At 61.1% G+C, this 22109-nt stretch carries 23 protein-coding genes and 1 tRNA gene; 10 read left to right on the forward strand and 14 right to left on the reverse strand.

The window, feature by feature from the left end; all coding sequences use genetic code 11:
- Positions 1-61 precede the first annotated feature (61 nt).
- Positions 62-1330: a chromate efflux transporter gene (chrA, locus tag BMZ42_RS08210; protein WP_091520882.1), complete on the forward strand. Its 1269-nt coding sequence runs from the start codon at positions 62-64 to the stop codon at positions 1328-1330.
- Here chrA and BMZ42_RS08215 read toward each other — a convergent pair whose 3' ends face one another.
- The 6 genes from BMZ42_RS08215 to lgt all read right to left on the reverse strand — a co-directional run bounded on the left by BMZ42_RS08215 (position 1331) and on the right by lgt (position 6940).
- Positions 1331-2263: a ribose-phosphate pyrophosphokinase gene (locus tag BMZ42_RS08215; RefSeq protein ID WP_091520884.1), complete on the reverse strand. Its 933-nt coding sequence runs from the start codon at positions 2261-2263 to the stop codon at positions 1331-1333.
- A 125-nt stretch (positions 2264-2388) separates the two neighbouring features.
- The gene (locus BMZ42_RS08220) at positions 2389-2928 is read right to left on the reverse strand and encodes a hypothetical protein (protein ID WP_244523203.1); all 540 of its coding nucleotides are present in this window, start codon (positions 2926-2928) and stop codon (positions 2389-2391) included.
- A 46-nt stretch (positions 2929-2974) separates the two neighbouring features.
- Positions 2975-4126 carry a M24 family metallopeptidase gene (locus tag BMZ42_RS08225; protein WP_091520889.1) on the reverse strand — a complete coding sequence of 384 codons (1152 nt, stop codon included), beginning with the start codon at positions 4124-4126 and terminating at the stop codon, positions 2975-2977.
- Positions 4126-4911, reverse strand: coding sequence for a peptidoglycan editing factor PgeF (pgeF, locus tag BMZ42_RS08230; RefSeq protein ID WP_091520891.1), 786 nt, complete (start codon positions 4909-4911; stop codon positions 4126-4128). Before pgeF ends, BMZ42_RS08225 begins: the two co-directional genes overlap by 1 nt.
- Before the next feature lie 100 nt (positions 4912-5011).
- The gene (locus BMZ42_RS08235; protein ID WP_091520894.1) at positions 5012-6100 is read right to left on the reverse strand and encodes a class I SAM-dependent methyltransferase; all 1089 of its coding nucleotides are present in this window, start codon (positions 6098-6100) and stop codon (positions 5012-5014) included.
- Positions 6101-6940, reverse strand: coding sequence for a prolipoprotein diacylglyceryl transferase (gene lgt, locus BMZ42_RS08240; protein ID WP_091521121.1), 840 nt, complete (start codon positions 6938-6940; stop codon positions 6101-6103).
- 146 nt (positions 6941-7086) lie between these two features.
- On the opposite strand from lgt, the gene BMZ42_RS08245 reads away from it, so the two are divergent.
- The 4 genes from BMZ42_RS08245 to BMZ42_RS08260 all read left to right on the forward strand — a co-directional run bounded on the left by BMZ42_RS08245 (position 7087) and on the right by BMZ42_RS08260 (position 9241).
- Positions 7087-7395: an accessory factor UbiK family protein gene (locus BMZ42_RS08245; RefSeq protein WP_091520896.1), complete on the forward strand. Its 309-nt coding sequence runs from the start codon at positions 7087-7089 to the stop codon at positions 7393-7395.
- A gap of 345 nt (positions 7396-7740) precedes the next feature.
- Positions 7741-8241, forward strand: coding sequence for a type III secretion system chaperone family protein (locus tag BMZ42_RS08250; RefSeq protein WP_091520898.1), 501 nt, complete (start codon positions 7741-7743; stop codon positions 8239-8241).
- A 7-nt stretch (positions 8242-8248) separates the two neighbouring features.
- Positions 8249-8608 carry a tRNA-binding protein gene (locus BMZ42_RS08255; RefSeq protein ID WP_091520900.1) on the forward strand — a complete coding sequence of 120 codons (360 nt, stop codon included), beginning with the start codon at positions 8249-8251 and terminating at the stop codon, positions 8606-8608.
- A gap of 30 nt (positions 8609-8638) precedes the next feature.
- The gene (locus BMZ42_RS08260; RefSeq protein WP_175556668.1) at positions 8639-9241 is read left to right on the forward strand and encodes an AAA family ATPase; all 603 of its coding nucleotides are present in this window, start codon (positions 8639-8641) and stop codon (positions 9239-9241) included.
- A 46-nt stretch (positions 9242-9287) separates the two neighbouring features.
- Here BMZ42_RS08260 and BMZ42_RS08265 read toward each other — a convergent pair whose 3' ends face one another.
- Genes BMZ42_RS08265 through BMZ42_RS08275 form a run of 3 tightly spaced genes read right to left on the reverse strand, consistent with a single transcriptional unit; the run spans position 9288 to position 12015 of the window.
- A complete protein-coding gene (locus BMZ42_RS08265; RefSeq protein ID WP_091520905.1) occupies positions 9288-10697 on the reverse strand; it encodes an ATP-binding protein in 1410 nt (469 codons plus the stop codon).
- Between the two features lie 26 nt (positions 10698-10723).
- A complete protein-coding gene (locus BMZ42_RS08270) occupies positions 10724-11428 on the reverse strand; it encodes a response regulator (protein WP_091520908.1) in 705 nt (234 codons plus the stop codon).
- A 41-nt stretch (positions 11429-11469) separates the two neighbouring features.
- Positions 11470-12015 carry a MarR family winged helix-turn-helix transcriptional regulator gene (locus tag BMZ42_RS08275; RefSeq protein ID WP_091520910.1) on the reverse strand — a complete coding sequence of 182 codons (546 nt, stop codon included), beginning with the start codon at positions 12013-12015 and terminating at the stop codon, positions 11470-11472.
- Positions 12016-12255: 240 nt separating this feature from the next.
- On the opposite strand from BMZ42_RS08275, the gene BMZ42_RS08280 reads away from it, so the two are divergent.
- From BMZ42_RS08280 to BMZ42_RS08290, 3 genes are all read left to right on the forward strand, one after another.
- Positions 12256-13146 carry a branched-chain amino acid aminotransferase gene (locus BMZ42_RS08280; protein WP_091520912.1) on the forward strand — a complete coding sequence of 297 codons (891 nt, stop codon included), beginning with the start codon at positions 12256-12258 and terminating at the stop codon, positions 13144-13146.
- A gap of 130 nt (positions 13147-13276) precedes the next feature.
- Positions 13277-13567, forward strand: coding sequence for a hypothetical protein (locus BMZ42_RS08285; RefSeq protein ID WP_091520914.1), 291 nt, complete (start codon positions 13277-13279; stop codon positions 13565-13567).
- A 432-nt stretch (positions 13568-13999) separates the two neighbouring features.
- The gene (locus BMZ42_RS08290; RefSeq protein WP_091521124.1) at positions 14000-14641 is read left to right on the forward strand and encodes an MBL fold metallo-hydrolase; all 642 of its coding nucleotides are present in this window, start codon (positions 14000-14002) and stop codon (positions 14639-14641) included.
- A 177-nt stretch (positions 14642-14818) separates the two neighbouring features.
- Here BMZ42_RS08290 and BMZ42_RS08295 read toward each other — a convergent pair whose 3' ends face one another.
- Entirely contained in the window at positions 14819-15031 is a 213-nt protein-coding gene (locus BMZ42_RS08295; protein WP_091520917.1) for a cold-shock protein, read from the reverse strand.
- A gap of 632 nt (positions 15032-15663) precedes the next feature.
- Between BMZ42_RS08295 and BMZ42_RS08300 the strand changes: the two genes are divergently transcribed.
- Entirely contained in the window at positions 15664-15876 is a 213-nt protein-coding gene (locus BMZ42_RS08300) for a cold-shock protein (protein WP_091520919.1), read from the forward strand.
- 397 nt (positions 15877-16273) lie between these two features.
- Here BMZ42_RS08300 and BMZ42_RS08305 read toward each other — a convergent pair whose 3' ends face one another.
- On the reverse strand, positions 16274-17008 hold the full coding sequence (locus tag BMZ42_RS08305) for an SIMPL domain-containing protein (RefSeq protein ID WP_091520921.1): 735 nt from the start codon (positions 17006-17008) through the stop codon (positions 16274-16276).
- 112 nt (positions 17009-17120) lie between these two features.
- On the opposite strand from BMZ42_RS08305, the gene BMZ42_RS08310 reads away from it, so the two are divergent.
- Positions 17121-17196, forward strand: a tRNA-Ile gene (locus BMZ42_RS08310).
- 156 nt (positions 17197-17352) lie between these two features.
- On the opposite strand, the gene BMZ42_RS17975 is transcribed toward BMZ42_RS08310, so the two are convergent.
- From BMZ42_RS17975 to BMZ42_RS08325, 3 genes are all read right to left on the reverse strand, one after another.
- The gene (locus BMZ42_RS17975) at positions 17353-17700 is read right to left on the reverse strand and encodes a DUF982 domain-containing protein (protein ID WP_175556669.1); all 348 of its coding nucleotides are present in this window, start codon (positions 17698-17700) and stop codon (positions 17353-17355) included.
- A 151-nt stretch (positions 17701-17851) separates the two neighbouring features.
- The gene (locus tag BMZ42_RS08320) at positions 17852-19405 is read right to left on the reverse strand and encodes a methyltransferase regulatory domain-containing protein (RefSeq protein ID WP_175556670.1); all 1554 of its coding nucleotides are present in this window, start codon (positions 19403-19405) and stop codon (positions 17852-17854) included.
- A gap of 203 nt (positions 19406-19608) precedes the next feature.
- Positions 19609-22074 (reverse strand): beta strand repeat-containing protein, encoded by a 2466-nt coding sequence (locus BMZ42_RS08325; protein ID WP_091520928.1) that lies wholly within the window; start codon positions 22072-22074, stop codon positions 19609-19611.
- Positions 22075-22109: the final 35 nt, after the last annotated feature.

Genomic DNA, 22109 nt, shown 5'->3' on the forward strand with positions numbered 1-22109 from the left:
AGCCCGACGGGACGGTGTGGAGGGTGCGGTGCAGGAAGCAGGAAGACCTGGCCTTGGCGAGATGACCGCTGTGTTCGCGCGGATCGGGCTGATCTCGTTTGGCGGCCCGGCGGGGCAGATCGCGCTGATGCACCGCGTGCTGGTGGACGAAAAGCGCTGGCTCGACGAGGCGCGGTTTCTCCATGCGCTCAACTATTGCATGCTTCTGCCCGGACCGGAGGCGATGCAGCTTGCGACCTATTCGGGCTGGCTGCTGCATGGCACGCGGGGCGGACTGATCGCGGGGCTGCTGTTCCTGATGCCGGGCGCGCTGGTGCTGGTGGCGCTGTCGATCGTCTATCTGCTGGCCGGTGAGGTCACTTTGGTGCAGGGGCTGCTGTTCGGCCTGAAAGCGGCGGTGCTGGCCGTGGTGCTGGAGGCGCTGCTGAAAGTGTCAAAGCGCGCGCTGCACAGCCCGGCAGAGGTGGGGACGGCAGTTCTCTCACTGCTTGCGATCATGCTTTTGAAGGTGCCGTTTCCGGTCGTGATCGTTGCAGCGATGGCGGTCGGGATGCTGGGATACCTGCTCGGCGGCAACCGGGCGCATCGGGTTGAAAGCGCAGCAAGCATCGATGCGCCGCCGCTGGCGCATTTGTTCACGACCTTGGCGCTCTGGCTCGGCATCTGGCTTAGGCCGCTGGCGCTGCTCTTTCTGACACTGGGCGCAGACCATGTGTTCACGCAGGAGGGCGGGTTCTTCTCCATCATGGCGGCGGTGACATTCGGGGGCGCCTATGCGGTGCTGGCCTGGGTCGCGCAGCAGGCGGTCGAAATCCATGGCTGGTTGCAGCCCGACGAAATGCTGACGGGGCTCGGCCTTGCCGAAACGACGCCGGGACCGCTGATCCTCGTTCTGGTGTTCGTCGGCTTTCTCGGCGGCGCGCGTCTGTCCGGGCTCGACCCGGTGCTGGGCGGGCTCGGCGGAGCACTTGTGGCGCTGTGGTTCACCTTCGTGCCCAGCTTCCTGTTCATCTTTGCCGGCGCGCCCTATCTGGAGAAACTGCGCGAGGTGAAATGGCTTTCAGCGGCACTCGGATCCGTCACGGCGGCGGTGGTCGGCATCATCGCCAACCTTGCGCTGTGGTTTGGAATGCATGTGCTGTTTGGGCGGGTTGAGACGCTGATGGCGGGGCCGCTGGAAATTCCAGTGCCGCAGATGGCAAGCCTGGACATCGCGTCTTTGCTGATCGCCGCCGCCGCGGTGGTCGCGCTCAGCGTCCTGCGGCTGAACATGATCGCCGTCCTTGCAATGGCGGCGATCATGGGGATCGTGATTTCAGCGCTGGGCTGATCAGTCGAACAGGCTGGAGACCGACTGCTCGCTTGCGGTGCGCGAAATCGCTTCACCGATCAGGTCCGCAATCGTGACGATACGGATGTTCGGGGCAGCAGCAACAGCGGATGTCGGCTGGATCGAGTCGGTGGTGACCAGCTCTTTAAGCGCCGAGGACGCGATGCGGTTGACCGCGCCGCCCGACAGCACGCCGTGGGTGATGTAGGCGGTGACGCTGGTTGCGCCATTGGCCAGAAGCGCATCTGCCGCGTTGCAGAGCGTTCCGCCGGAATCGACGATGTCGTCGATGAGCAGGCAGTCCTTGCCGCGCACGTCACCGATGATGTTCATCACTTCGGATTCACCCGGCTTTTCGCGGCGCTTGTCGACGATTGCCAGCAGCGCATCGAGACGCTTGGCGAGCGAACGCGCGCGGACCACGCCGCCAACGTCAGGCGAGACGACCATGACGTTCGGCAGTTCGTAGTTCTTCTTCACGTCACGTGCGAGCACGGGAACCGCGAAGAGGTTGTCGGTCGGAATGTCGAAGAAGCCCTGGATCTGCCCGGCATGAAGGTCGAGCGTCAGGACGCGGTCGGCGCCAGCCTGGGTGATGAGATTGGACACCAGCTTGGCAGAAATCGGTGTGCGACCGGACGCGCGGCGGTCCTGGCGGGCATAGCCGAAATACGGGATGACCGCAGTGATGCGACGTGCAGACGAACGACGGAAGGCGTCGATCATGATCAGCAGTTCCATCAGATGGTCATTCGCCGGGTAGGAGGTGGACTGGAGGATGAACACGTCTTCCCCGCGCACATTCTCCTGAATCTCGACGAATATTTCCTGATCGGCAAACCTGCGAACAGTGGCTTTGCCAAGCGGAATGTTTAGGTAACGGGCAACAGCCTCTGCCAGTACCCTGTTGGAGTTACCTGCAAAAAGTTTCATGGAATTTCCCCGGCGAAGGATATGTGCTGGCTTTTAGCGGCGTTGGCTCATATTGCAAGTGCGAACGGCGACAAACCGCTGGCATTTGTCAAACAGCGACAAATGTGTCGCATTCATGTTGCGGTTCAGCCCTGACGAACCAGCAGCCATGCCGCCAGTTGTTCGACGGTCTGATCGGCGATTGCTTCCATCGTGCGGGCATCGACACCGTCCCAGCCCTGCGGCTGGCTGACCGGCGAAATCGCCTGCCCCTGAATGCGGTGGACTCGCGCTCCGGTCGCATCCATCACATCCCAGACATAGATGACAGTCGTACCGTCACGCTCCGAGATCGCGGAAAAATAGCCTCTCAGCACATGGGTCGCCGAGCCGTCTTCCGGTTCGGTCAGCGTGATCCCACGCAAGGCGGCGCGCTCTGCGACACGGCGCGCCAGTGGTGCGGATGCCTGCTCGGTTGCGCCGATGACGGGCGTGAAGCGCACGCGCGCGTCCAGCCGGGCGGCTGCGACCTGCTCGTCCGAGTCGGTTGAGAACATCGCCTGCGGGAGCGGATTGCTCGCGTCGCCGAGCAGTGCGGAAGGCTCCAGCACGTCCTGCGCGCTGGTGCAGCCAGCAAGCGCCGCAGCCGCCACGAGAGCGAGCATTCGGTGTGAGGTCAGATTCAAGGCAAATTGCCTTGATCTGTGGTTGTAAGGCATGGGCAGTCGCTCGTCACTGGACGATGAGGTCGAGGTCGTGGCGCGAGAGGGCTTTTGGGGCGCTGTCGGTCGTCAGGTACGTGCGACCGAGCGTCATGGCCGTCTCGCTGTCGGAATCCATGATGATCATATGCGCAAACAGCGTCATGTCGGGCGCGATCGGCTCCGGGTTGCCGGCGTAGAACATCTGCGCGTCCATCCATGACGGCGAGAAGCGCGCGCCGACCGAATAGCCACAGGCGTTGAGACGATGGCGGGTGAGGCCGTGCGCTTCCATCACCTTGGCATGGGCGTCGAAGACATCGCCGAAGGTGCGGCCCGGAACCATCGCCTTTTCAGCGGCGAGCAAGGCATCGCGGGCGGCTTCGAACAGTTCCTGATGGCGGCGCGAGGCCTTGCCGGTCAGGATCGTGCGCATCATCGGTGCGTGATAATGGTTGAAGACGCCGGCCCATTCGAGCGTGAGCTGGTCATTCTTGTTGAGCTTGCGGCGACCGGACTTGTTGCGGCACAGGAGTGCGTCGGCACCGGAGCCGATGATGAACTCGTTGGCAGGGTAGTCGCCGCCGCCGGCAAAGATCGCGCCCTGCATCGCGGCAAGGATCGCGCCTTCATCGCCACCCTGCTTGATGAGCGGAAGGGCGGCTTCAAGCGCCGCATCCGTCAGCGCGGCCGCTTTGGTCGCCTTGGCGATTTCCGCGGCGCTCTTGAACAGGCGCAGGCGAGAGATGATGTCGGACGCGTCCTCGGTGGTGGCGAAGGTGCGCATTTCCTCATCGAGCAGCCGAGTGTTCTTCCCGGTCAGGCCGTGGGTGTCGTACTCGATGCCGATGCGGCAGCCGAGCAGATCGAGCTCATTGAGCAGGTTGCGCAATTCGGAAGCGGGATTGGCCCCGTCGCGGTCGGTCCACACGACGATGTTGTCGAGAATCGAGGTCTGGCGCGCCTGCCGCAGATCGGCGGAGCGGGTCATCAGCACCATCGAGCCGTCGGCCTTCACCGCAAGGCACTGGAAGAAGCAGAAGCCGAAGGTGTCGTAGCCGGTGAGCCAGTACATGCTCTCCTGCGAGAACAGCAGCATGGCGTCGAGCTTGCGGGCAGCCATTTCGATGACGAGGCGGTCGCGCCGTGCGTCAAATTCGGTTCGGTCGAAGTGCAGCGCCATCAGATGTCCTCCAGAACGATCGCCGAAATCTGGCGTCCATAGTCCGGTTCCTGCCGGTGTGTCGTGCGGCGGTATGAATAGAAATCGTCTTCGTCGGAATAGGTGCAGCGGCCCAGCATGTCGGCCTGTATGCCAGCGCGCTTCAAGCGGTCGACAGTATAGCGGTTCAGGTCGAACATTGCATGATCGACATTCGACGAAGGGGTGAAATAGTCTGCGTTGGTCGCATCCGAAGCGACGAAGCGCTCGACGAATTCGGGACCGACTTCATAATTGGCCGCACTGATCGACGGGCCGAGGGTGGCGACGATGCGCGAGCGCTCCGCGCCAAGCTGTTCCATCGCCTCGATGGTGGCTTCCAAAACGCCGGTGAGCGCGCCTTTCCAGCCGGCATGGGCCGCGCCGATGACGCCGGCTTGGGCGTCGGCGTAAAGGATCGGTCCACAGTCGGCGGCAAGTGCGCCAAGAGCGATGCCGGGGCGGTCGGTGACCATGGCGTCGGCGCGGGGGCGCTCGCCGGAAAATGGCTCGCTCACCACCAGCGCATCGGCGGAATGAATCTGATAGAGGGTCAGGAGATTTTGCGGCGTGACGCCCAGCCAGGAGGCCACGCGGCGACGATTCTCGGCAACATTGCCAGCAATGTCCTGCGAGCCGACACCGACGTTCAGGCCGCGATAGATGCCGGTCGAAACGCCGCCGTTTCTGGTGAAGAAACCATGCCGGATGCCAGGCAGATCAAGGGCACCTGACCGGATCGGGTCCGGCTGAACGCTGTCGTTCATGCTATTTCGTGTCCCTCGTGGTCGCCGGTCAAAAGTGAGGCGGCGCGATGACGAAGCGCCCGATTTGCGCGCGGATCGTGGAGCAGGCGAGGGGCAAAAGTCAATCCATTGTTCCGAAGGGCGGTAGCGAGACCCCCTTGGGAGCGATCATCATCACCTTGAAAAGATTGCCCATTTGATCTGCGCCGGCCAAGCGATCAACATCTCGTTGAATGGCTTGGCGGCCTTGCTGGTCGAGCGGCGCACCCATCGCGCCAGCGCGCTCCAGAAGCCCCATGCCCACCAGAAATTCGGCCTGGGTGGACAGGGTGACGTCGAGACCGTGCCGCCGTGCAACGCCTGCAAGCGCCTCGAAATCGACATGCGAGGTCAGGTCGGCCATACCCGGATTGGCGAACAGGTCGTCATAGGCATGGGCGCGCATGGCCTGAAATGTGTCGCCGACGCCCGATTGCAGATGGCCGTAATCGGCAAAGAGGGCAGCGCCGCCATGTTTGGCGATGTGCGCGGCGACAAGGTCCATCAACGCTTCACGGGAAGGGGCAACCTCAAAGATCGCGCTTTCTTCGGCGGTCTTGGCGCTGGCGGGCAGGATGTTTTCGTCGAGGCCGCCAAGCCCGACGGAGAAGCACAATTCGCCCTTGTCATCGAGGCTGACCATGCGTTCGCGCCAGCCGCTGTCGGTTTTGACGAACTGGCGGAACGGCAGCGCGTCGAAAATTTCGTTGCCGATGAGGATCAGCGGCACTTTCGGGAGCTTGGAGACGTCCGGGAACCAGGTCGGTTTGGCCTTGCCGGTGCCAAGTTTCTGGCGCTGCTTTTCGGCAAGGCGCGGGCTCGCCTCAATCATGCCGATGCGCGAGAGGATGACGAAGGTCGGGTCGAGCTGGTTCAGGGTGCGCAGAATGTCGGCCATCAGCGTGCCGTTGCCGGGCCCGATTTCCGCCAGCATCGACGGGACCGGCTTGCCGGATTGGTGCCATGCCGACAGCGCCCAGACCGCGATCAGCTCGCCGAACATCTGGCTGATTTCGGGCGCAGTAACGAAATCGCCGCTGACGCCGAAGGGCTCGCTCGTGGTGTAGTAGCCGGATTCGGGATCGAACAGGCAGATTGCCATGTAGTCGGCCACCGAGATCGCGCCGTCGCTGGCGATGAGACGCTTCAGTCGTTCCTTGAGATCAGACATTCAGGCCGCTGCCGCCTTTTGTGCGCGCAGCATCGCCCAGACGCCCAGCAGCACCATCGGCACCGACAGGATCATGCCCATGGTGAGCCAGCCGCCGGCGAGATAGCCGATATGTGCATCCGGCTCGCGGAAGAACTCGACGAAGATGCGCGATGCGCCATACCAGGCGACCATGGCGCCAGCGACGAAGCCGGGCTGCTTCAGCTTCAAGGCTGAATGGGTGAGGAGGCGCAGCACGATGAAGAGCGCAAGCCCCTCCAGCAGCGCTTCGTAGAGCTGGCTCGGATGGCGCGGGTCCGGGCCGCCATTGGGAAAGACGAAGGACCAGGCAACGTCGGTGGGGCGGCCCCAGAGTTCGGAATTGATGAAATTGGTGACGCGCACGAGGCCGAAGCCGACAGGCACGCCCGCCGCGATGATGTCGAACAGGCTCCAGATGCTGAAACCGCGACGGCGCGCAAACAGGATCATCGCCAGCGTGACGCCGGTGAGGCCGCCGTGAAACGACATGCCGCCCTGCCAGACCGCGAAGATAGAGGCCGGGTTCTCGATGTAGCGCGCGAAGTCGTAGAACAGGATGTAACCGAGACGTCCGCCCAGAACGACGCCCGCGGCCGCCCAGATGAGGAAATCATCGATGTCGACCGGGCTGATCGCGCTGCCGCCCGGACCCCAGAGGCGGTCATTGGTGACGAGGCGGCGCGCATACCACCAGGCGAACAGAATGCCGACAACATAGCCCAGCCCATACCAGTGGACCGCAAGCGGGCCGATCTGAAGCAGCACCGGGTCGATCTGGGGGAAGGTCAGGACGGTCAGCGGCAGGAGAAATTCGGTCACGGGGCGGCCCATTGGCTGTTTCGTCAGACGACCATATGCGCGCCGCATTTTCGCAGGTCAAGCGTGGTCGAAGTGGTGTAGGCTGCCTTGCATTCCTGTGTGCAGGCCACTACTTGCACCTGTGCAGTACCAATGCGAGGCCAACCATGTCGACCGGACCAAACCGTATTCTGGACGAATTCGCCAAGTTGATGACCGATGCCGCAGGTGCGGCGCAGGGCGTTCGTCGTGAAGTCGAGACCGCGTTTCGCGGCCAGGCGGAGCGCATCCTGAACTCGATGGACATTGTCCAGCGCGAAGAGTTCGATGCGATGCGCGAGATCGCGTTGAAGGCGCGTGCCGAGAACAAGAAACTGGCGGCGCGAGTCGCTGAACTTGAGGCAAAGCTTGGCCTCGCGGCGTCCGAATCGCCGGAAAACAACGCTTCCGAGCCGGAAAACGGCGCGACACGGTAAATTTTCCGTAAACTTTTCCACATGGCGCCAACGTGAAAAAACGTTGGCGCGAGAGTCGCTTAGACTCCACTTTGAATCCAACGTTTCTATTCTATCCACATCGCAATCGCCCCATTCGCCAAAAAGGGGCTGTTCACGCGACTCTGCTGCAATACACTGAATTTACTGCATGATTCGAAGCGCTGCTTTTAGCGCGTCGAGAAGTGTCGGGTGGTTCGGTTCGGCAGAGCCTTGTTTGTGTAGCTCGCCAACCTGCCTTCCTCAGTAGCCGATTTCTTGCACTGCGCACGCCGTTGGGGGCTTTCGCGGACGCTTACACTTGGATTCGACGGGAAGAGACGTTTGATGGATCTGCTTGAACTGGACGTGGCGCGCGATCTTCATCCTGTGGATGTGATCGAACACGTCGCTAACATGAATGACTGGTCGTTCGAGCGTGTCGGCGATGATGAAATCGCCATTTCCGTTGCGGGGACGTGGACGGATTATCACGTCTCGTTTTCATGGATGGAAGATTTCGAGGCGCTGCACCTTGCCTGCGCCTTCGATATCAAGGTGCCGGAAAACCGCGCGCTTGAGGTCATGCGGCTTTTGTCGCTGATCAACGAGCAGATGCTGTTCGGGCATTTCGACCTGTGGGAGCGCGAAGGCGCGATCATGTTCCGCCAATCGCTGCTCCTGGCTGGCGGCGCCGAGCCAACGAGCCAGCAGGTTGAAGTGCTGCTGTCTTCCGCGCTGGAAGCGTGCGAATGCTATTTCCAGGCGTTCCAGTTCGTCGTGTGGTCGGGTTCGAGCGCACGCGATGCGCTCGCCAATGTGCTGTTTGAAACGCAGGGCAGCTGCTGAGGCGGGCATGAGCGACGACAACGGGCTGCGTCCCGAAATCACCTTTCCCGATTTCGATGCCGTGGACATCCGCGCCGGCACGATCATTGCCGCTGAGGATTATCCCGAAGCACGCAAGCCGGCCTACAAGCTGCAGATCGATTTCGGTCCGCAGATCGGCGTCAAGAAGACTTCCGCGCAGATCACCCGCCACTACACGCCGGAAACGCTCGTCGGGCGGCAGGTGATGGCGGTGGTGAATTTCCCGCCGCGCCAGATCGGCAAGTTCATGTCCGAAGTGCTGACTCTCGGCTTTCCGGACGAAGACGGCGAAGTGGTGCTGGCTGCCATCGACAAGCCAGTGCCCAACGGCGGCAAGCTGTTCTGAGTTTCGAAAACGACGTCGCGAGTCATGCCAATGGATGACGAGACGGCCTATCAGCCAGGCAATCCCTTGCTGGCGGCAAGCGGTCTGGCGTTTATCCTGACCGGCTGCTCCGGTGGAGGTAAATCCACATTGCTGCGCGAACTGGCGCGGCGTGGTCATCTCGTTCGTCCCGAAGCAGGCCGGCAGATTGTGCGCGAACAGCTTCACATTGGCGGCAATGGTTTGCCGTGGACAGACGCGCAACGATTTGTCGATCTTGCAGCGTCAGGAACATTCCATCTCTACAATGCGACCATGGTCGCCGACGGTCCGGTCTTCTTCGATCGCGGGTTGGTGGACCTCACCTCATTTCTTGAGATGCAAGGATTTGCGGTCCCCGATGAGCTGAAGTGGGCGGTGCAGGCGTATCGCTATGCGCGAAGAGTATTCGTGCTGCCGCCATGGCGGGCGATTTATTGCGACGATGGGGAGCGCGGCAAAAGCTTTGAGGATGCCTGCCGGGAGTATGACGCGCTGATCGAGGGCTATCGGCGGCTCGGTCATGAACTGATCGAAGTCGCACATGGAACTGTCGCCATGCGTGCAGATTTCGTGCTTGCCAATTCCAGCCCTAGCCCCGGCCCGCTGGCCTGAAGCGCGTTTGCAGTCGCGCATGTCTTTGTCCCGAAACGGATTCCGCTCAGGCTGGAATCCGCACGATCACCCGCAGGCCGCCGAGGGGGCTGTCTTCCAGTGAAATATCTCCACCATGGCTGCGGGCGATGTCCCGCGCGATGGCGAGCCCGAGGCCGGTTCCGCTGGCATCCTGATTGCGCGCTTCATCCAGCCGCACGAATGGCTTGAACACGTCCTCGCGCTTTTCGGGCGGAACGCCGGGGCCATCGTCATCGACGATCACCAGCAGCGAGCCGCGCGCGTGGCTGGCGGTGACCTTGACCGTTTTTGCGTAGCGGAAGGCGTTGCCGGTGACGTTTGCAAGCAGGCGCGAGAAGGCGTTCGGGCGGACATGGACTTCGGGCGCACCAGACAGGACGACGGTCAGCGTGCGGTTACGCAACCGCGCTTCTTCCTCGATCTTTGAAAGATAGATGGCAAGGTCGAACGTGCCGGTGTCCTCGCCGGCTTCGCCGCGCGCGAAGGCGAGATAGCCTTCCAGCATCGACTGCATGTCGTCGATGTCCTGATTGAGCGCGTCGCGGCCTGATTTGGAATTGTCCAGAGCTAGCTGGAGCTTGAAGCGCGTCAGAATGGTGCGCAGATCATGGCTGACGCCGGTGAGCATCGCGGTGCGTTGCTCGATCTGGCGCTCGATGCGCTCGCGCATCTGGATGAAGGCCGCACCGGCGCGCCGCACCTCTTCTGCACCGCGTGGGCGGAAGTCGGTCGGCATCGGGCGCCCCTTGCCAAAGCTTTCAGCGGCTTCCGCAAGCTGCAGGATTGGCTTGATCTGGTTGCGCAGGAAGGCGACGGCGATGGCGAGCAGCACCAGCGAGGTGCCGACCATCCACATCAGGAAGATGTGCGTGTTGGAGGCGTAGGCCTGGCTGCGCCGGGCGAAGACGCGCAGCACCTTTTCGTCGAGCCGCACGCGGATCTCGATGATGTTCGATGCGCCGACTGTGTCGATCCAGAATGGACGGTTGATCTGCCGGTTGATCTGCTGGCTGAGCGACTGGTCGAGAATGGAGAAGAACGGTTTCGGGCCGGGCGGGGGCAGGGGATCGGGCGGCAGAATATCGATCTTGAGGTGCAGCCGCTCCTGCGCGATGCGGATGACATTGGCGTAGCCATCATCGGACGGGTAGGTTTCGATCATGTCGATGATCGCGGCGATGTCGCGTGTCACGGCGGTCGACAGGCGTTCGGTCACCGTCTGCCAGTGGCGCTCCATGAAGACGAAGGCGACGACCGATTGCAGCAGGATCATCGGGGCAATGACGATGATCAGCGAGCGGGCATAGAGACGCTTGGGCAGGTAGCGCGCGATGATGCGCCAGAACCTGCCGAAGAAGCGCGTGACCGCATCCCGGCGCCGAGGTGGTTTTTCGACGCGATGGGCGCTTTGCGCCGATAGTTCGGAACCCGCCATCCGCTGTTTCCCGTTGCCCCGGCAGTCTATTCGACGCTGAGCCGGTATCCAACACCGCGAACGGTTTGCAGCCAGATGGGGTTGGACGGATCACGTTCGATCTTGCGACGCAGACGGTTGATCTGCACGTCGATGGTCCGCTCGCCAACTTCCGTGTCGGCGCCGACAAGCTCGTGGCGAGGGATCGTGTCGCCGGCGCGCTCGGCGAAGATCGCCAGGATCTCCTGCTCGCGGTCGGTCAGCTTCATCAGCTCGCCAGCCTTCTTCAGTTCGCGCCGCGCGATCTGGAAGGTGTAGGGGCCAAAGACGATCTGCTCGACCTTCGGGGTCTGCTGGGTGCCGCCGCGACGCAGGATGTTGTTGAGGCGCAGCAGCAATTCGCGCGGATCGAACGGCTTGGGCAGGTAGTCGTCCGCTCCAGCTTCCAGCCCGGCGACGCGGCTGTCGGTTTCCGACAGCGCGGTCAGCATCAGGATCGGAACATCCTTGTCCTCACGCAGCGCGTGGGTGAGCTGGACGCCGGTTTCGCCCGGCATCATCACGTCGAGAATGATCAGGTCAAAATCAAGCCCGGCAAGCTTTCGCCGCGCTTCCGCCGCGTTGCCGGCCACCGTGACACGGTAGCCGTTCTCCGACAGAAACTGCTTGAGCAAGGTGCGGATGCGGGTGTCATCGTCGACAACGAGCAGGTGGTGGGCGTCGTCGCCGGGTATCCGCGCATCGTTCGTCATGGAATCTCCCCTGTCATCGTCGGTCTCAAGGCTGCTGCAGTTTAACCTGCGTTGCCATCCGGGTCACCACAGGGATCTTCCGAAAGGCGCGACCGGCTGCCGATCTGTGTCCGCAATTCCGGGTTGACCATGCCCTGGAGAAACTGCTCGACAGTATCACGTTCATGCGAGGTCGTTTCAGCGAGTGCCCGTGCTATGCGGCGCGATTGTGGCGCAGCGAGCGCCAGCGCAAGCTCGCGCCCCTTCGCCGTCGGATAGAGTTCCCGCTGGCGACGATCGCGCGGCCCCTTCACCTGAACAATATAGTCGGAGTCGATCAACTGTTTGAGAACACGAGCCAGACTTTGCTTGGTGATCTTCAACACGTCGAGAAGTTCTGCCACGGTCAATCCCGGCCGCCGGTTGACGAAGTGCACGATCCTGTGGTGCGCTCGCCCGAAACCGTACTCGGTGAGGATCTGATCCGGGTCCGACGTGAAGTCGCGATAGGCAAAGAAGAGAAGCTCGATGATGCCGAAGTCGATGCCTTCATGGGGCGTCAGAGGGGTTCTGATCGGCTCGCTGGGCTGATGCTTCGGTTTGGTCATGCCGGATTGGACTCCTGTTTTCAATTTTATGTCAGCCTTGTTGACATAAAATAGGGGTGGTGGTAATTTTTGACAATGTTTCAGGCTGAACGCGAACGAAAAGAAAGACCCGGACGATTTGTCTGGAATTTCCTTCAAATCGCCCGTATTCGGCGTGGAAATGCGGTTCAGCCCATCCGTTAGCGAAGAGCCCGCCGCGCGTCCAACAAAAACCGGGCGATGGCCCTTATGGAGTATATTATGGCATCCGTTCCTTTCGATCAGCTCGATGGATACATCTGGATGAATGGCGAGTTCGTCAAATGGGGCGACGCCAAGATTCATGTGCTGACCCACGGTCTTCACTATGCGAGCGCGGTGTTCGAAGGCGAGCGTGCCTATGGCGGCGAGATTTTCAAGCTGACCGAGCACACCGAGCGGCTGCATGAGTCGGCGCGCATTCTTGGCTTCACCATTCCGTATTCGGTTGCCGAGATCGAGGATGCCAGCCGCGAGCTGCTGAAGAAGCAGGGCTTCACCGACGCCTATGTCCGCCCGATCGCCTGGCGCGGTTCGGACAGCATGGGTGTGTCGGCGCAGGCCAACCGCATCAACGTCGCCATCGCGATCTGGCAGTGGCCGAGCTATTTCGACCCCGAGCAGCGCCTCAAGGGCATTCGCCTCGACATCGCAGAATATTGCCGCCCCGACCCGCGCACTGCGCCGTCCAAGTCGAAGGCAGCCGGCCTCTACATGATCTGCACGCTCTCCAAGCATGCGGCGGAAGCCAAGGGCTATGCTGACGCGATGATGCTCGACTGGCGCGGCCAGGTTGCCGAAGCGACCGGCGCGAACATCTTCTTCGTCAAGGAAGGCAAGCTGCTGACCCCGACGCCCGACTGCTTCCTCGACGGCATCACCCGCCGCACCGTGATCGGTCTTGCCAAGCGTCGCGGCATCGAAGTGATCGAACGCGCGATCATGCCGGAAGAGCTGGAAGGCTTCGAAGAAGCGTTCCTGTGCGGCACGGCGGCAGAAGTGACGCCCGTCGCCGAGATCGGCAAATACACCTTCACGCCGGGTCAGATCACCAAGACCCTGATGGACGATTACACCGCCGAGGTTCAGCCCAAGCGCGCTGCAGCCGAGTAAAGTCTGTCCTCCAGGCAGAAGAAAAGAGCCCGTACGCCAGCGTGCGGGTTCTTTTTTTTGACATTGTCACAATTGAGGCGTCCCATCTGCGAGCCGACATCTGAGTCGGCTTTTCAGGAGGGACGGGATCGTGGACGCACTTCTACCCATCATTACTCAGGTCATTGCCGGTGTCATTGGCGGTCAGGCCGTTGGTGCGGCGGTCAAGCAGGCAGCTATGGGACAGCTGCCGAAGATCCTCAGCGGCGCCATTGGCGGCGTCGCGGGCGGCCAGCTTCTCGGGATGCTGCTTGGCGGTGGAGCAGGGATCGACGCCGCTTCAGCAGGTGGGCTTGGTGGCCTGCTTGGCGATGCACTGGGCGGTGTCGGCGGCGGCGCCATTCTCACGGCCATCGTCGGTGCGGTGATGAAGAACCGCTAAAGCGCGTTGTGATCTTTCAGCTTCGCCGCGAGCGGTTCAGCGCCTTGCTTTGACGCATGTCTTCATCCCGACACCGGTTCCCCCCTTTTCGGGAGGCATGCGTCAGGCGGACTGGTGCAGGGTCATGCAAGCGGCGCGGGCGATGGGATGCCGTCGCCCGTGGCCGGTTCTTGTGTTCTCGTGCGCTCAAGGTGCGGGGAGGGTGTAAGCCGGATTGGCGTTTGGTGCCCGATGCACGCGCTGCCAAAGCGCGTCGCAATCTTTCAGATTCGCTCGTTGCGCTTTAGCTCCTTGTTTTTACGCATGTCTTTGTCCCGAAACCGATTCTCACTTTCGGGAGACATGCGCTATTCGGTATCAGTGCATCACGCCCGAAACCGGTCCCACTTTCGGAAGAGATGCGCTAGGCTGTCTTCAGCACAGGAGACAATGATGGGTGAATTGAGAGCCGGGGTCATTCCCGTGACGCCGTTTCAGCAGAACTGCACGATTCTTTTCGATGATGCGGAAAAGCGCGGGGTCGTGGTCGATCCGGGCGGCGACGTGCCTCAGATCCTTACGGCGCTGAAGGAAAACGGCATCACGGTGGAAGCGATCTGGATCACCCATGGTCATATCGACCATGCGGGCGGCGCGATGGAGCTGAAGGAAGCGCTGGGTGTCGACATCATCGGACCGCACGAGGCCGATGCACCCTTGCTGGCCAATCTGGAAAATCAGGCAGCGCGCTTCGGACTAACCGGCGATGTGCGCAACTGCACGCCCGACCGCTATCTGGCGGAAGGCGACACGGTGTCCTTTGCCGGCCATGAGTTCGAGATACTTCATTGTCCGGGGCATGCGCCAGGCCATGTCGTGTTCTACAATCGCAAGGCCGGGTTCGCGCATGTCGGCGACGTGTTGTTTCAGGGGTCGATCGGACGAACCGACTTGCCGGGCGGCGACCATGACGCGCTGATCCGTTCGATCAAGGAAAAGCTGCTGCCGCTCGGCGATGACATTGGTTTCATCTGCGGCCACGGCCCCGGCGGACGCTTTGGCGACGAGCGTCGCAGCAATCCGTTTCTGGTTTAGACCGGCAAGCGGCACCGCATCAAAAAAGGCGCGTCCATGACGCGCCTTGAGGCTGGTTTGGTGCGTTGATCGGCCTGAGCGTGTCGCGATCTTCAGCGTCGCCGCACACGCTTTAGTTCCCTGTTTTTTACGCATGTCTTTTTCCCGAAACCGGTTTCGACTTTCGGGAGACATGCTTTAGAGCAGGGACAGGTTCACCGCCTTGGGGCCCTTGCCGCGCTTGTCCGGCTCGGTCTCGAAGCTTACCTTCTGGCCGTCTTCCAGGTCATTCATTCCTGAAGCCTGCACCGCAGAGATGTGCACGAACACATCTTTCTGCCCGTCGTCCGGCGTGATGAAGCCGAACCCTTTTGCATGATTGAAAAACTTGACTGTTCCGCTCTGGGCCATGGGAAGCTCCTATCTCCCGCTGTTCATACGGCTTGGGTGCACGGCACCCGCGTGGTCTCGTGCGTTCACTGGGGGAGAAGAAACGGCTTGCGTCGCGCCGGAGTCTTGACAGAACCCTCTCATTTCGCGGTCGTCCCGGTCTGCCAAATCTGAGTTGGTCTTGATCTATCGATATTCACCAGGGCATCCTATTCCAGTCTCCGGGCCGGTTGGCGCCCGAACGCCGCGAACTTTCCTTCATTTTTTTTCGCACGGCAAGCAAAAGATTTTGCCGGCGGGGCGGATACTCTTTGTAAAGCCAGTTAAACTGCAGGGCGAGCGATGCTTACCTTGCCATCTTTGGCACGAAACGTTGCGGAAGCATCGCGCCGGTGACTGTCAGGGCACGGTAAACGGGTGTCGTTTTGGGTCTAGGCGCTGAAATCGAGAGTAGAGTCGACCAATAAATAGTATGGCTGCACCAATGCTCTCCTTGTGCTTGTCACAATTCCATGCGATGTAAGGACTGTTCGGGCATTTGCTGACCCGGAGACTGGACCGTTGCATACGACCTTTCCCCGACGTAAACTCTCGACGATCACGACCCTGCGCAAAGCGCAGCAGCTTACAAACGGGAACAGGAGCTTTCCCTTATGGCCCAGACCGGCACCGTAAAATTCTTCAATGCAACCAAAGGCTTCGGATTCATCACGCCTGACGACGGCGCGAAGGACGTTTTCGTCCACATCTCCGCAGTTGAGCGTTCGGGCCTGCGTACGCTGGTCGACGGTCAGAAGGTCACCTTCGAGGTCGAGCCGGACCGTATGGGCAAGGGTCCTAAGGCAGTGAACCTGACCGCAGTCTAAGAACTGCGAGCGCCGGTCTGCCGGCGCATGAGATCTGATAAATGGCGCGAGCAATCGCGCCGCCACAATCTTCTGACAAACCCCGTCATTCTGGCGGGGTTTTGTTTTGCGCGTCTGTTGGTTGCCGGGCGACCCGCTACAATCCGGAGAGGACATGCGTGGCAGGTGGTCCTGTATGGTCCTGGGCAACTTCGGCATCGTTAAAGCGCCCGCGGCGGTTCTGTGACGCGTCGAGGGGTCGAGGGGGGCGAATGGCGGAAGGCCATATCGGCGCAATAAATTCCCGCCACCCGCTCGTAGATAGAAGGACAGATCGGTCAACGCTTCGACCTCGCGAAGCGCATGATCTGTCGACGCCAGCCTGTCGAACCGGCTGTCTCATTTCCCCATAGGGCTGCTACTCGGCAGCCTTGCCGATTTCGAACGTGACGTTGACCTGTACGCGATAGGTGTTTTCGCCGGCTTCGACCGGCACGGCATCAGCCGCTGCCGCTTCCATGCGCAGGGCCTTCGCGCCGATCGGCATTGGCGGCGGGGCGTAGGACTGCTCCGACATTTCCAGTACCGATCCAAGGCTGACGCCTGCGGCTTTGGCGAGCGTGCCAGCACGCGCCATCGCGTCTTCCACCGCACGTATCCGCGCCTGCGTCATCGCGGCGCTCGGATCGTCGTGGACGAATGAGATGCTGCCGCCCTGATTGACGCCCAGCGAGACTGATTGGTCGATGATCTCGCCGACCTTGGCGATGTTCCGGACGCGGATCGTCAGGGTGTTGGAGACCTGATAAGCCACAATGCGCGGCTGCTGCTCGCCATCATTGTCCTTGGGATAGACGTAGCGCGGATTGATCTGGAGCCCGGCGGTCTGCAGGTCGCGCGGCTCGATGCCGTGCTCCTTCATTGCCGCGATGACGTTCCCCATGGCGTCGTTGTTCTGGTCGAGCGCCTGGCGTGCTGTTTCAGCTTCACGCATCACCGCAAGGGTGACCACGGCCATGTCCGGCGCGATCGAGGTTTCGCCCTGTCCGGTCACCAGGATCCGGGGCGTAGGACGCTGCTCCTGTGCGGCAGCAATTGTCGGAAATGCCAGCGCTGCACCAAGCAGCAACAACGATGCGTGTTTCAACTTCATGGAAGTTCTCCAAAGCGTGTTCGTCCCTGAACGCCTGTTACGCATGGAATATGTGAGGATTGCGGCAGCACCCTTGTGCCGTCGCGAAAAACCAATTAGGTCAAGGCCAGTGGGGTCTGTAGCTCAATGGTTAGAGCCGGCGGCTCATAACCGCTTGGTTGGGGGTTCGAGTCCCTCCGGACCCACCATTTTCCCTGTAAATCATTGTTTTTGCTAATTTATTTTTGGGTGACCTTTGGGTTGCCCAACACTGTCTCGGCGCGGTCTTGGTGTTGACCTTCTGAGGTGCGGGATCGTGCTGTTTTCAGCGCGGCGTTGTTTCGGGCGCGCGTGCCCGGCTGCGGTTAGCGCCGAGATCCGACGCCAGCGCGAGATCCGCCATGAACAGGCGCTTTGTGGAGCTTGCGATGAGCCCTGTCGGCGGCGGTGAGATCATGGCCCGGAACCGGGTCGAAAGTCGCCTCCAAAACGTTGAGCAGTCGCGCGTAGGCTACGAATGCGTCGCGTGCGTCATCACTGCTGGCCTCGCTGGCATAGACCGCCAGACACATGCGCCGGACCTCCTCGCGGATCGGGCCGCGGCGCGCCGGCGGCCATTCGTCGAGAAAATCCAGCAGATCTTCAATGGTGCAAAGATCGCGTGACCCGGAAAGGCCGACGGCGACTGTGACGGGCAGACTAAGCTTGTGCACGGCATTCCTCCCCAATGGAAGCGCGCTACACTGCGGTGCGGCGCTCGTTCGAAGCTTTGTGGAAGTCTGCTCAACGCTGATCCTGCGGTTTGGTTCCCTGCGCAGCTGACACGCGACAGCTGAACGCTTTTTGCTGGTCGTCGTTGGGCTTTCAATAGATGCCAAGGCTGCGGAATGTCGGCAGCTGTTTTTCGAATGCGGCGTAGCGAGCCCGCAATTCGGCGATGTTGGCGTCAGCGTCCTGCAGCGCGGCCCCGTCCTTGACGATGCGCTGGCCTTGTCCGTCGAGAATGCGCCAGACGAAGTCGGCGGGATCGCTTTCCTTGTTTGCCAGCGCCAGCAGGAACAGCTGCGAGAACCGGTCGACCGCAAGGCCGCCGCCGGTGACGGGCGATGCCAGAAATCCAAGATCGGCGCTGTGACGCGCCTTTTCCATCACGACCTGGTTGAAACGCCGGACGCTGTCGCGCCGTTTGTTCTCGCCTTTGGCATCGCCGGGGCAGGGTTGCAGATGGCCGGCACCGACCAGCACCATCAGCGCTTGCTGCACGCGCGCCCAGCCGAGCGCGGCGACAGCGGGATTGTCGGCCAGAAGCTGACGCACGCTGAGCGCGGCCGAACGCCCGGCGGCAACCGGCGCGGCGAAGGCGTCGAGCATCGGAATGTAGACGTCTGCCTGCAGATCGGCTTCGCCAAGCGCGCCGGTGACTTTCATGGTGATGGTGTCGCGCGGGGCAGACAGCGCAAAGCGGCTGTCGAGCCAGATTTCGCGCGCCTCTCCCTGCGTCAGCGCAACCGTGCCGCGCGCAAAGATGTCGCGACGGAATTGCTGGTTGATCATGTAATCGCGCAGGGTTTCGCGCAGGCCGGGATTGACTGTCTCGGCGAGGATCGCCTGCTGATCGGCTGTCAGGTTGATAGCGTCGACGTGATCGGACAGATGGGCGGAGCCGAGGAAGCTGAGCCGCGCGGCGGCAAGTTCCTGCGCTACGTCGGAATGATAGAACAACGTCCAGTCGGCGTTCATATATTCGTGGGCGAGATAGTTGCGGCTTTGGCCGCGCAGCCGCTCGATGCGTTCGGCGATGCCGGGGACGGTAGCGAAATAGCGCGCATTCGCGGCCTTCATGCGGTCGATGAAGGCAAGGCCGGTCTCGATCTTGTGTGTCATGGTACCGGGGGTGGCGGTGCCGACGAGATGCAGCAGCTGGCGCAGCGGCGACGGACCGGCCCAGCCGGGCAGGCAATTATAGGAAATGTAGACGAGGCCGCCGGGCTTGAGCCGCGCGTCGATGAAGCGGACGATGGTGTCGCGATGCGCCTTGGCGATCCAGCTATAGATGCCATGCAGCGCAATGACGTCGAATTGCGGCAGATCGGCCCGCGCCTCGAACTGGGCAAAGCTGTCGTCGAAGAACTTGACGTTGGACGTGCCACTTGCAGCAGCCAGACGGCGCGCACCGGCAATCTGTGCCGGGTTGAAGTCGGTGGCGTAAAATTCGATGTGCGGATTGGCGGCGGCAAGAAGGTTGGTCGAAAAACCCTGCCCGCAGCCAAGTTCGCAATAGGCGAGGGGTTCCGTCCCGCCCTGCGGATGCACTCCTTTGGTGAGGGCGCTGAAATTCTGAATATGCGGCGTCAGCTCGCGATAGAAGCCGAAAGTATAGCCGAGATCGGTGACGTAGCCGGAGTTCCAGTTGGTCATGCGTTTCCCCTCCATGTTTGCCTCTACTTATTGGCAAAAAGAAACCCCCGGTTTGCACAGGGGGTTTCTTCCTTCGATTATCGGCGACCCGAGATCGAAATTTTTAATTCGGAAGGTCTTGAGGGTTCTTGCACTTTCTCCCCGAACCCAGCCCCTATGGGCGGAATTCGGGGATCAAGCTTTGGAAAACCTACGAGGCCGCGTTAAGCAAGCGCGACGATCAGGGCGTCGAGATCAACGAGACCTGTCAGCTTGACCAGGGTATCGGAGGTCTCCACGAGATTGCCGCCACCAAGATCCTGATAGATGTAGGTGTTGCCACCCATCTGGAAGACGAGATCATTGTCACCCAAAGCCGCAGCGTCCTTCAGCGCCAGCTCGAGGTCGGTGTGGCTCGTGGTGAACTTCTTGAAAGTCGCAACCGCGGCTAGATCGATGTTGTCCGATGTAGCATCCAGTGCGGTCCCTGCAGCGTTGAGGACCAGGTTCAGGCCTTCAACGGTATCAGTTGCACCCACGGTGGACGCAGTGAGCTTGATGAGGTCAATGCCAGCACCCAGCTTGATCGTCTCCGCCGCTGCGTTGCTGGACGTGTAGTTCAACCCGGCAGCCGCCTTGCCATCGAACGTCACGCTGTTGAGCCCGGAGGCGTCGATGGTGATCAGCTTGCCGGCTGCGTTGTCAATCGTTCCGATACCATTGCCTGACAGCGTCAGGGTGGTGAGATCAGCCTGTGTACCGGCAGCAGTTGTGAGGCTGAACCCAGCAGTGCCCACATAACCAGTCCCATCCGCCTTCAGAGCCTGGACCAGATTGACGCTGGCCGACTGGGCGAAGCCTGCCAAGGTCGCAGTAACGGCCGCAGCAGCAGAAGCGTCAACGGTGAGGTCCACCGTAGCGGCATTCGCCGTGATCGTGCCTGTTGCCTTCTCGGTGATGTTCAAGGAGCCTGCGTAGACCTTAGGAGTAGCACCAACATCGGTACCGCTGGCGGTTGCGGTCAGATTACCATTGGCAACCAGCGCCTGCGTTCCGACATTCACGACACTCGATCCGGTGTTCAGATCGATCGTGGTGTAGTTCGCAGCGAGCTTGGAGGCGTCAAGATTTACGATTGCGGTGGCACCCGTCAACTTCAGGGTTTCGAAGTTCGTCAGAACCTTGTTTACGACAATGTAGTCGTCGGCAACATAGGCTGCCTTGCTGGCAAGCGATACGGTGTCAATGCCGTCGCCACCATCGATCTTGTCGGTGGTCTTGACTGTCCCGGTGATCACGACGGTGTCATCACCAGCACCGGCCTTGACGTCATAATTAGCGTTAGCATCGATGGAAAGGTTGATGGTGTCGTTGCCCTCGCCGGCATCGACAGCAACCGTCGCGCCAGCAGCTGCTGCGGTTGCATTTACGTGTATGGTATCGTTACCTGCGCCGGTCGACACCGAAGCAGCCTTGGACGTCGCAGTCATCGCCGTTGCCAGCGTTACCGCGTCATTACCAGCACCGGTCTTGATGTTGGCGACAGCCGCAGCACCAACATAGGTCAGCGAGCCAGTGGAGGCCGAGGCGTCGACAGTCGAGAGAGCCTTGGTGGAGCCGGCTTCGTTGCTCAAGGTGAGCGTGCTGTTGACAGCCACATCAAGCGCCAAGGACTCAACGTTCTTGCCTGCAGCTACGACCAGACCGAGGTTGTTGATGGGCGTATCTGGCGTTGCGTCAACGCGCGTGCCGGACACTTTCACCGAGTTCAACACGCCACCAGGGGCAGCCCACACAGTTAGCGAAGCGGCTTCCGCTACGTTCGTCAGCGCGACAGTTGAGGTAGCTGCAGTGGCGGCAGCCTGCACCGACAAATTGCTCGTCGTACTGTTGAAGCCGGCAGTAGTCGTAGCCGCCAGATTGGTTACAGCAGCGGCGTTTGCACCGATCTGGTTCAGCGCGGTAACGCCCTCATACTTGGACGCATCACCCAAAGCAGCAGCTGCACCGCTGTTGTGGATGTTGACGATCTCGATGTTCTTGATCGTGGCATTCGCAGGGAAAACGGCGTTTTCCGTAGCAGTCGTGTAGATATTCAGCGTATCGATGCCTGCGCCGCCGTCGAGTTTGTCGAATGCGGTGAGGGTCGAAGCAACATTTCCGTTGGCATCAATTGGCAGAGCGTTGAATGTATCATTGCCCTTGGTGCCGGTGCGGTCATCCGGACCAACCGTGAGATTGATTTCGACACCCGGCAGGCCATTGTCAACAGCTGGCGCGCCTGGACGGTCTTCGAACTGGCCGAAGATCACGAAGTGGGCGTATGCCTCTTCAGCGGTGTCGATGCCGGCAGCGCCGAGGTCCGGGTTAGCGGCGAGATAGGCTGCAGAGTCGAACGAAGCGAAGCTTGGGAATGAATCGCTTGGCGCGCGGCCTTCGGCGGCACCGAAATGCAGGTAGTGCGTGAACGGGTTGACGCCAGCGGCAGCTACGTCCGGGTTGGCGGCGAGGTATTCGTCGGTGTTGAAGGTTGCGTTCGGGTTGGCACCTTCAAAGCGCCCGAAGGTGTTGTAGTGCTCTTCGGCGAATTCAGCCCATGTCTTGCCGGTTGCGCCAGCGGTCGCGACGAACGCGTGGAACACGTCCGGTCGCGCGCTCAGATAGTAGTTAGCATCGAATGAAAGTGCCATTACCATTTCTCCATAGTGTATTGGCTTGACGTCAA

It is taken from the genome of Aquamicrobium aerolatum DSM 21857 (assembly GCF_900113935.1).
Classification (GTDB): Bacteria; Pseudomonadota; Alphaproteobacteria; order Rhizobiales; family Rhizobiaceae; genus Aerobium; species Aerobium aerolatum.